Annotated in this window: 9 protein-coding genes; 7 read left to right on the top strand and 2 right to left on the bottom strand. The window is 65.6% G+C overall.

Annotated elements, in window-relative coordinates; genetic code table 11:
• Positions 1-50: 50 nt before the first annotated feature.
• On the bottom strand, positions 51-332 hold the full coding sequence (locus tag Q4P21_RS15525; RefSeq protein WP_303389628.1) for a MoaD/ThiS family protein: 282 nt from the start codon (positions 330-332) through the stop codon (positions 51-53).
• Positions 333-334: 2 nt separating this feature from the next.
• Positions 335-1,420: a GTP 3',8-cyclase MoaA gene (moaA, locus tag Q4P21_RS15520; RefSeq protein WP_303389630.1), complete on the bottom strand. Its 1,086-nt coding sequence runs from the start codon at positions 1,418-1,420 to the stop codon at positions 335-337.
• A 227-nt stretch (positions 1,421-1,647) separates the two neighbouring features.
• Between moaA and glp the strand changes: the two genes are divergently transcribed.
• The 7 genes from glp (at position 1,648) to Q4P21_RS15485 (ending at position 6,474) form a co-directional block, all read left to right on the top strand.
• Positions 1,648-2,961: a gephyrin-like molybdotransferase Glp gene (gene glp, locus Q4P21_RS15515; RefSeq protein ID WP_303389627.1), complete on the top strand. Its 1,314-nt coding sequence runs from the start codon at positions 1,648-1,650 to the stop codon at positions 2,959-2,961.
• Entirely contained in the window at positions 2,949-3,470 is a 522-nt protein-coding gene (moaC, locus tag Q4P21_RS15510) for a cyclic pyranopterin monophosphate synthase MoaC (RefSeq protein WP_303389626.1), read from the top strand. Before glp ends, moaC begins: the two co-directional genes overlap by 13 nt.
• A complete protein-coding gene (locus Q4P21_RS15505) occupies positions 3,467-3,967 on the top strand; it encodes a molybdenum cofactor biosynthesis protein B (RefSeq protein WP_303389625.1) in 501 nt (166 codons plus the stop codon). The genes moaC and Q4P21_RS15505 overlap by 4 nt, the downstream gene beginning before the upstream one ends.
• On the top strand, positions 3,957-4,436 hold the full coding sequence (locus Q4P21_RS15500; RefSeq protein WP_303389624.1) for a molybdenum cofactor biosynthesis protein MoaE: 480 nt from the start codon (positions 3,957-3,959) through the stop codon (positions 4,434-4,436). Before Q4P21_RS15505 ends, Q4P21_RS15500 begins: the two co-directional genes overlap by 11 nt.
• Positions 4,437-4,446: 10 nt before the next feature.
• Entirely contained in the window at positions 4,447-5,205 is a 759-nt protein-coding gene (gene dapB, locus Q4P21_RS15495) for a 4-hydroxy-tetrahydrodipicolinate reductase (protein WP_303389623.1), read from the top strand.
• A gap of 88 nt (positions 5,206-5,293) precedes the next feature.
• Positions 5,294-5,683: a hypothetical protein gene (locus Q4P21_RS15490; protein WP_303389629.1), complete on the top strand. Its 390-nt coding sequence runs from the start codon at positions 5,294-5,296 to the stop codon at positions 5,681-5,683.
• A gap of 2 nt (positions 5,684-5,685) precedes the next feature.
• Positions 5,686-6,474, top strand: coding sequence for an alpha/beta fold hydrolase (locus Q4P21_RS15485; RefSeq protein WP_303389622.1), 789 nt, complete (start codon positions 5,686-5,688; stop codon positions 6,472-6,474).
• Position 6,475 lies beyond the last annotated feature (1 nt).

The following is a 6,475-nucleotide window of genomic DNA, read 5'->3' as shown; positions in this document are numbered from 1 at the left end:
CGTAGAGGGTGGCGGCGCGTTGAAGTCCTATTGTGCGCAGGAGCTGCCCGCTACCCTCCGGCGAAGGGCGGGAGCACGTCCACGACGTCGCCGGGGCTCAATTGATGCTCCAGGTTTCGTGTGGATACCTCGTTGACGAGGAAACTGCACCGGGTGAGGATTTCCGCCAGCGGGGGAGTGTGCCCGGACGCAGAGACGGGGAACGACTCCGCGAGGTACCCTGAAAGCTCGGCCAACGTGAAGGGCTTGGTTCCGGCCAGGGCGGCTACGTCAAAGCGCTGTTCCTCAACCCCGGTGGCAGCTGCGGCGGCAGCAAAAAATCGTACGTTCATGCTCATCCTCCAATGGCGCTCATGCTGCGGTCCGGTTGGACAAAGTCGGCGTCACCCAGCCCTGGGTGGCCCATGCCGTGGGCGCGGGGCTTGGCCCACATGGCGTCCTGCCAGCGGGCAATGACGGCGTCGTCGTCAGCGGTGGTTTCCCCAGCACGCAGCAAGGCCAGCAAATCAACCTCTGTGCGTGAAAACAAGCAGCTCATGACCTTACCCTCGGCCGTGATCCGTGTGCGGCGGCAGTCGGCGCAAAACGGTTCGGTGACGGAGGCGATGATGCCAACAGTGCCCAAAAGTTCGGTGGACCCCTGCAGCCTGACTTCGAAGCGTTCAGCCGGGGCGCCGTCGCGGTCGCGCGGATCGGGGGACAGCTCAAAGGTGCCGGAGAGCAGGTCACGAATCTCCGCGGCCGTGATCATGCCTTCGCGCGTCCAGCCGTGGTCTGCGTCCAAGGGCATCTGCTCGATGAAACGCAGCTCGTAGCCTCTGTCAAGGCTCCACTGCAGCAGTTCGGCTGCGTGGCCGTCGTTGATGCCTCGCAGCAGCACGGCATTGATCTTCACGGGCCGCAGACCGGCAGCGGCGGCGGCCTCAATCCCGGCCAGCACCTGATCGAGGAAGGGGCGGCGGGTCAGCTGCAGGAAAGCGTCGTGGTGCAGCGTATCCATGGACACGTTCAGCCGCGTCAGCCCGGCATCGGCCAGTGCCTGCGCCTTCTTGGCCAGTCCCACACCGTTGGTGGTCAGCGAAATGGGCAGCTCGGGATGGTTCTTGCGCAGCGCGGCGATGATGTCCACGAGGTCTGCGCGCACTAGCGGCTCGCCGCCTGTCAGACGCAGTTCGCGTACGCCGAGGTTGTTCACGCCGAGCCCCACGAGCCTGACGATTTCAGCTGCTGTGAGCAGTTTGTCCTTTTTGAGCCATTCCAGGCCGGCCTCAGGCATGCAGTATTGGCAGCGCAGATTACATTTGTCGGTCAGGGACAGCCGCATGTCACTTGCCACCCGGCCGAACTGGTCCCGCAGGCCCGATTCTGCACCGCCAGTGCGCGGAACGCCGGGCCCGGGCGTGGGGCGCACCCCTGGCATGCCCAGATCAACGTGTTCAGTGTCCATGCTTCAACGCTACGCCATTATTTGCTTCCCGGCTTGCCGGTGTGGGAAGCACGACGGCGTCGACCGCCTCCTGCATTCGGCGCACCCCGGTCGTGGGCTAGGGAAAACCCTGGCGGGTTGCCGCACGTTCCGCCCCTGTGGCACCCCTCGCCTAGGATGGGAAAAGGGATGCCGCCCGGCCCCTCCAACGGAAGGAAGCCATGCGTAGAACCGTAGCCGAGCACCAAAAAGCCGTCGAGAACCTGTTGTCCGACGCGTGGAAAGCACTGCTTGACGCCAATGGCCACAATGTTGGTACGCCCGTACCGCTCCTGGAGGCACAGGGCCGTGTGTTGGCCACTGACCTGGTGGCCGCCATTGACCTGCCGCCCTTCGCCAATTCCCAAATGGACGGCTATGCCATCCACTTAGATTCTGGAAAGGTTGCGACTGTTGATGTGGCCGCATCAACCAGTTACCTAGTGGCGGCCACCATTGCCGCCGGAGTCGTCCCGGAGGAACTGGCCCCGGGCACGGCGGCGCCCATCATGACCGGTGCCATGCTGCCGCCGGGAGCCAACGCGGTGGTGCCCATCGAAAAGGCCCGCCCGGACACTTTCGCAGCCCCGGGGGAAACGGTGGAACTGCCCACCACGGCGCCGGGAACCTTTGTCAGGAAGCAGGGGAGCGACGTTCAGCAGGGCCAGACGGTCATTGCCGCAGGAACCCTCCTCAATGCTGCGCACCTTGGACTTGCAGCAGCTCTCGGCTGCACGCAGCTGCCGGTTGCACGCAAGCTACGGGTGCTGCTGCTCACCACAGGCGACGAGGTCCTGGCCCCAGGCGACCTGGTAGCTGCGGAGGGGCTTCCGCCGGGCATGATCTACGACGCCAACGCGGCATTGCTGCGCGCAAGTTTGGCAGATGCAGGTCTTGAGGTGGTGCAGTCCTATGTGGTCAGGGACGACCCGGCAGCGCTGCTGCGCCTTCTCGAGGCAAATGTGGGCAGTGTGGTGGGCCCGGACGGCAGGGCCGAACCCAGCTGTGAGCTGGTGATCTCGGTCGGGGGCATCAGTGCAGGTGCCTTCGAAGTGGTGAAGCAGGCCCTTGTCGACGGCGGACCGCAATCCGACATGGAGTTTTGTTCCGTGGCCCTGCAACCGGGCGGTCCGCAGGGGCTGGGCAGCTTTCGTGGGGTACCTTTTCTGGCCTTCCCGGGGAACCCCGTCAGCGCCTTCATCTCCGTTGAAATGTTCCTGCGCCCTGCCCTGGCCACGTTGCTGGGCACCCCGGTGCCGCGGCAGCGCGTACTTGCCACCTTGGAACATGCCCTGTCTTCCCCGGCGGGGAAGCAGCAGATCCGGCGCGGCATTTATTCCGGCCCCGCCTTCGAATCCGCACCGTCGGTGCGTGAGGTTGGCGGTCAGTCCTCACATTTGCTGGGTGCCCTGGCGAAGGCGAACGCCCTGATCACCATCCCTGCAGGTGTGACTGAATTGCAGGCGGGGGCAAAGGTGGAAGTATGGCTGTTGTGACTACCGAACAAACACCAGCCCTGACCCATGTGCGGCAGGACGGAACAGCCGCCATGGTTGACGTCTCCGCAAAGCCGGAAACCACCCGTGAAGCCACGGCCACCGGCACAGTGAGCACCACTGCCGACGTAATGAAACTGCTGGGTGCCGGTGGCCTGCCCAAGGGTGACGCGCTGGCCGTGGCACGCATTGCCGGGATCATGGGCGCCAAAAAGACCCCGGACCTCATTCCCCTGTGCCACCCGCTGCCCATCTCCAAGGCAACCGTGGACTTTGAACTCGAGGAAACTGCCGTCAGGGTGTTTGCCACAGTGAAAACCCGCGGCCCCACAGGGGTTGAAATGGAAGCTCTGACAGCCGTTTCAGTGGCTGCGCTCAACGTGTACGACATGATCAAGGCAGTGGACAAGCACGCCGTCATCTCAGACATCCACGTGCTGGCCAAAAGCGGTGGAAAAAGTGGTGACTGGACACTTGAGCAAACACCCGCCGAAGGAAACCCCGCATGAGCGCCTGCGAACCCGGTGCCTCCTTGGGCACGGCAGCGATCGTGATCGCCTCAACCCGTGCAGCATTGGGCGTCTATGACGACGAAACGGGCCCGGTCATCACAGATTGGCTGACAGAGCACGGCTTTGACACCATGGCACCCGTGGTGGTCCCGGACGGCGCCCCGGTCGGCGCGGCCCTGCGAGCAGTGCTCACGCAACACCCCGCCGTCGTCATTACCAGCGGCGGCACCGGCCTGAGCCCGGATGACCAAACCCCGGAGATGACGCTGCCCCTGCTGGATCGCGAAATCCCCGGCATCATGGAGGCCGTCCGTGCCGCCGGTCTGACGAAGACACCCATGGCTGCGCTCAGCCGTGGGCACGCCGGTCTGGCCGGGGGAACGTTCGTCATCAACCTGCCTGGATCGCCGTCGGGGGTCATGGACGGGCTGGCCGTGCTGGACCCCATTATCAAACACCTTTGCGCGCAGGTAGGCGGACACCATGGGCACTAACGTTGACGTGGTTTACGCCGCACTGAGCGCCAAGGCGATCTCCGTCGACGCTGCCATCGCGGCCGTGGAATCGGACACGGCAGGCGCCGTCGTCAGCTTCAGCGGCGTGGTCCGCAACCACGACGGCGGCAAGGACGTCACGCGGTTGAGCTACAGTGCCCATCCACTGGCCACCGGCGTGCTAAACGGCATCGTGTCCTCCCTGGCCGACGGCACCGCAGACCCCGACGGCCACCCCGTGCGGGTCTGGGTGGCGCACCGCGTGGGGCCGCTGGAAATTGGCGAACCCGCGCTGGTCTGCGCCGTGGCGTCCTCGCACCGGGCTGAAGCCTTTGAACTGTGCTCCACCCTCGTGGAACGAATAAAGGCCGAGGTGCCTATCTGGAAGGAACAGTTCTTCAGCGACGGCAGCGTCGAATGGGTGGGGGCCGGAACCGTGCCGGAGCCGGGCACGCAAGAAAACCAGTAGGCTTAAACGCATGACTGAAATGCTGAAGGTGGCCGTGCTCGGCGCCAAGGGACGAATGGGAACGGCTGCCGTGGCGGCCATAGCGGCGGCACCGGATCTGGAACTGGTGGCTGCCCTGGGCCGCAACGACCCACTGGAGACGCTGCGTGACTGCGGCGCCCAGGTCATTGTCGACCTGACAGTCCCGGACTCCACCGAAGCCAACGTCCGCTTTGCCGTGGAAAACGGCATCCATGCGGTAGTGGGCACCACCGGCTGGGACGCCGCGCGACTGGCCAAGCTCGGGGAACTGCTGGCGCAGCACCCCGCCGTTGGCGTTCTCATCGCCCCCAACTTCGCGCTGGGTTCGGTGCTTGCCACCCGCTTCGCTGCACAGGCCGCTCGGTACTTTGACTCGGTGGAGATCATTGAATTGCACCACCCGCGCAAGGTCGACGCCCCCTCCGGCACGGCCCTGCGCACAGCCCAGCTGGTGGCCGCGGCCCGCAAGGCAGCCGGCGTCCCGGCAGCCCCGGATGCCACCACCAGCGAGATGGACGGCGCCCGCGGCGCAGCTGTGGACGGCGTCCCCGTCCACAGCGTGCGGCTGGCCGGGCTCGTGGCCCACCAGGAAGTGCTGTTCGGCAGCCATGGCGAGGCGCTGACCATCCGCCACGACTCCTTCAACCACGAATCCTTCATGCCGGGGGTCCTGCTCGGCGTGCGCACCGTGGGCACCCGCCCCGGCCTGACCGTGGGCCTTGACGGCTACCTCGACCTGGAAGGCTAGGGTCGTGGCCAAACCGACACAGTCCAAATTGACGCTGTCCAAAACGAAAATCTGGGTGGGGCTCATTTGCCTCCTGCTCGTGTTTTACATGGTCGTCATGCTCCAGCGAGCCGTGCTGCTGCTGGCCGCTCCCGAGTGGATCGCCAAGCTGATGGGCTTCGGCTTTCTCGTGATTCCGCTGGTGGCCGCCTGGGCGCTCATCAGCGAAGTCCGCTTTGGCGCCACGACCGAACGCATGGCCAAGGTCCTGGAGAACGAGGGCGGGCTGCCCGAAGACAACCTGCCCCGCACCCCCGGCGGCCGGATTGTCCGTGAGGCAGCCGACGCGGAGTTTGAAAAGTACAAGCTCGCAGCTGAGGCCGCACCGCTGGACTGGCGCTCCTGGTTCCGGCTCTCCTGCGCCTATGACGCGGCCGGCGACCGCAAGCGCGCCCGCCAGTCCATGCGCGACGCCATCGTGATCTTCCGCGAGGCGTAAGCATGGCCACCGCACACAACCTTGCCGACGGCGTCGAGCTTTCCTACGACACAGTGGGGGAGGGCCCGCCCATTTTATTGGTCCACGGCAGTGCCCTGACCAAGGCGATTTGGCGTGGATTTGGCTACACGAAGGCGCTGCGGGAGCACTACCGGGTCATCACGATGGACCTGCGCGGCCACGGTCGCAGCGCTAAGCCGCACACCGCAGCGGCGTACGCCATGGACACGCTGGTGGCCGACGCCCTGACCGTGCTGGATGCCGCCGGAGCCGAGCAGGCCCACTTTGGCGGCTACTCGGTGGGTGGGCGGTTGGGCTTTTCGCTGGCAGCGGCCGCCCCCGAACGGCTGCTGTCCCTGACAACTTTTGGTGGGACATACAGGATTCAGCCCGGCAGTGTGGGCCAGCTTTTCTTTCCCGAGTACGACGCCGCCCTCGGCTCAGGCGGCATGGACGCCTTTGTCGCGGGCTGGGAAGCGCACATGGGCGCGAGCCTCGACGGCCAGACAAGAGCTGCCTTTTTAGCCAATGACGGCCAGGTGCTGCGGGCCTACTTTGCCCAAACCGAAGCGGAGCCGGCCATCCCCGAGGACATCCTGGCAGCCATCGACGTACCGGCGCTGCTCATGGCTGGCACGGCGGACCGGGCGCGGTTGGAAGATTCCCGCCGCGCAGCCACCCTCATGCGCCAGGCCCGCGTGGTTGAACTGCCGGGCCGAAACCACGGCACCACTCTGCTCCCGGCCCAGCCGGTGCTGGATGAATGGCTGCCGTTCCTGCAACGCCATTAGT

The sequence above is a fragment of the Arthrobacter sp. genome (assembly GCF_030540645.1).
Lineage (GTDB): Bacteria > Actinomycetota > Actinomycetes > Actinomycetales > Micrococcaceae > Specibacter.
The sequence above is the reverse complement of the archived record's forward strand: the minus strand, read 5'-3'. Positions and strand labels throughout refer to the sequence as shown.

Bases quoted from the DNA above. Each gene is read 5' to 3' on its own strand.
- moaA (WP_303389630.1), bottom strand. From the start codon at position 1,420: ATGCCAGGGGTGCGCCCCACGCCCGGGCCCGGCGTTCCGCGCACTGGC.
- Q4P21_RS15500 (WP_303389624.1), top strand. From the start codon at position 3,957: ATGGGCACTAACGTTGACGTGGTTTACGCCGCACTGAGCGCCAAGGCG.
- Q4P21_RS15490 (WP_303389629.1), top strand. From the start codon at position 5,294: ATGGTCGTCATGCTCCAGCGAGCCGTGCTGCTGCTGGCCGCTCCCGAG.
- Q4P21_RS15485 (WP_303389622.1), top strand. From the start codon at position 5,686: ATGGCCACCGCACACAACCTTGCCGACGGCGTCGAGCTTTCCTACGAC.
- Q4P21_RS15525 (WP_303389628.1), bottom strand. From the start codon at position 332: ATGAACGTACGATTTTTTGCTGCCGCCGCAGCTGCCACCGGGGTTGAG.
- glp (WP_303389627.1), top strand. From the start codon at position 1,648: ATGCGTAGAACCGTAGCCGAGCACCAAAAAGCCGTCGAGAACCTGTTG.
- Q4P21_RS15505 (WP_303389625.1), top strand. From the start codon at position 3,467: ATGAGCGCCTGCGAACCCGGTGCCTCCTTGGGCACGGCAGCGATCGTG.
- moaC (WP_303389626.1), top strand. From the start codon at position 2,949: ATGGCTGTTGTGACTACCGAACAAACACCAGCCCTGACCCATGTGCGG.
- dapB (WP_303389623.1), top strand. From the start codon at position 4,447: ATGACTGAAATGCTGAAGGTGGCCGTGCTCGGCGCCAAGGGACGAATG.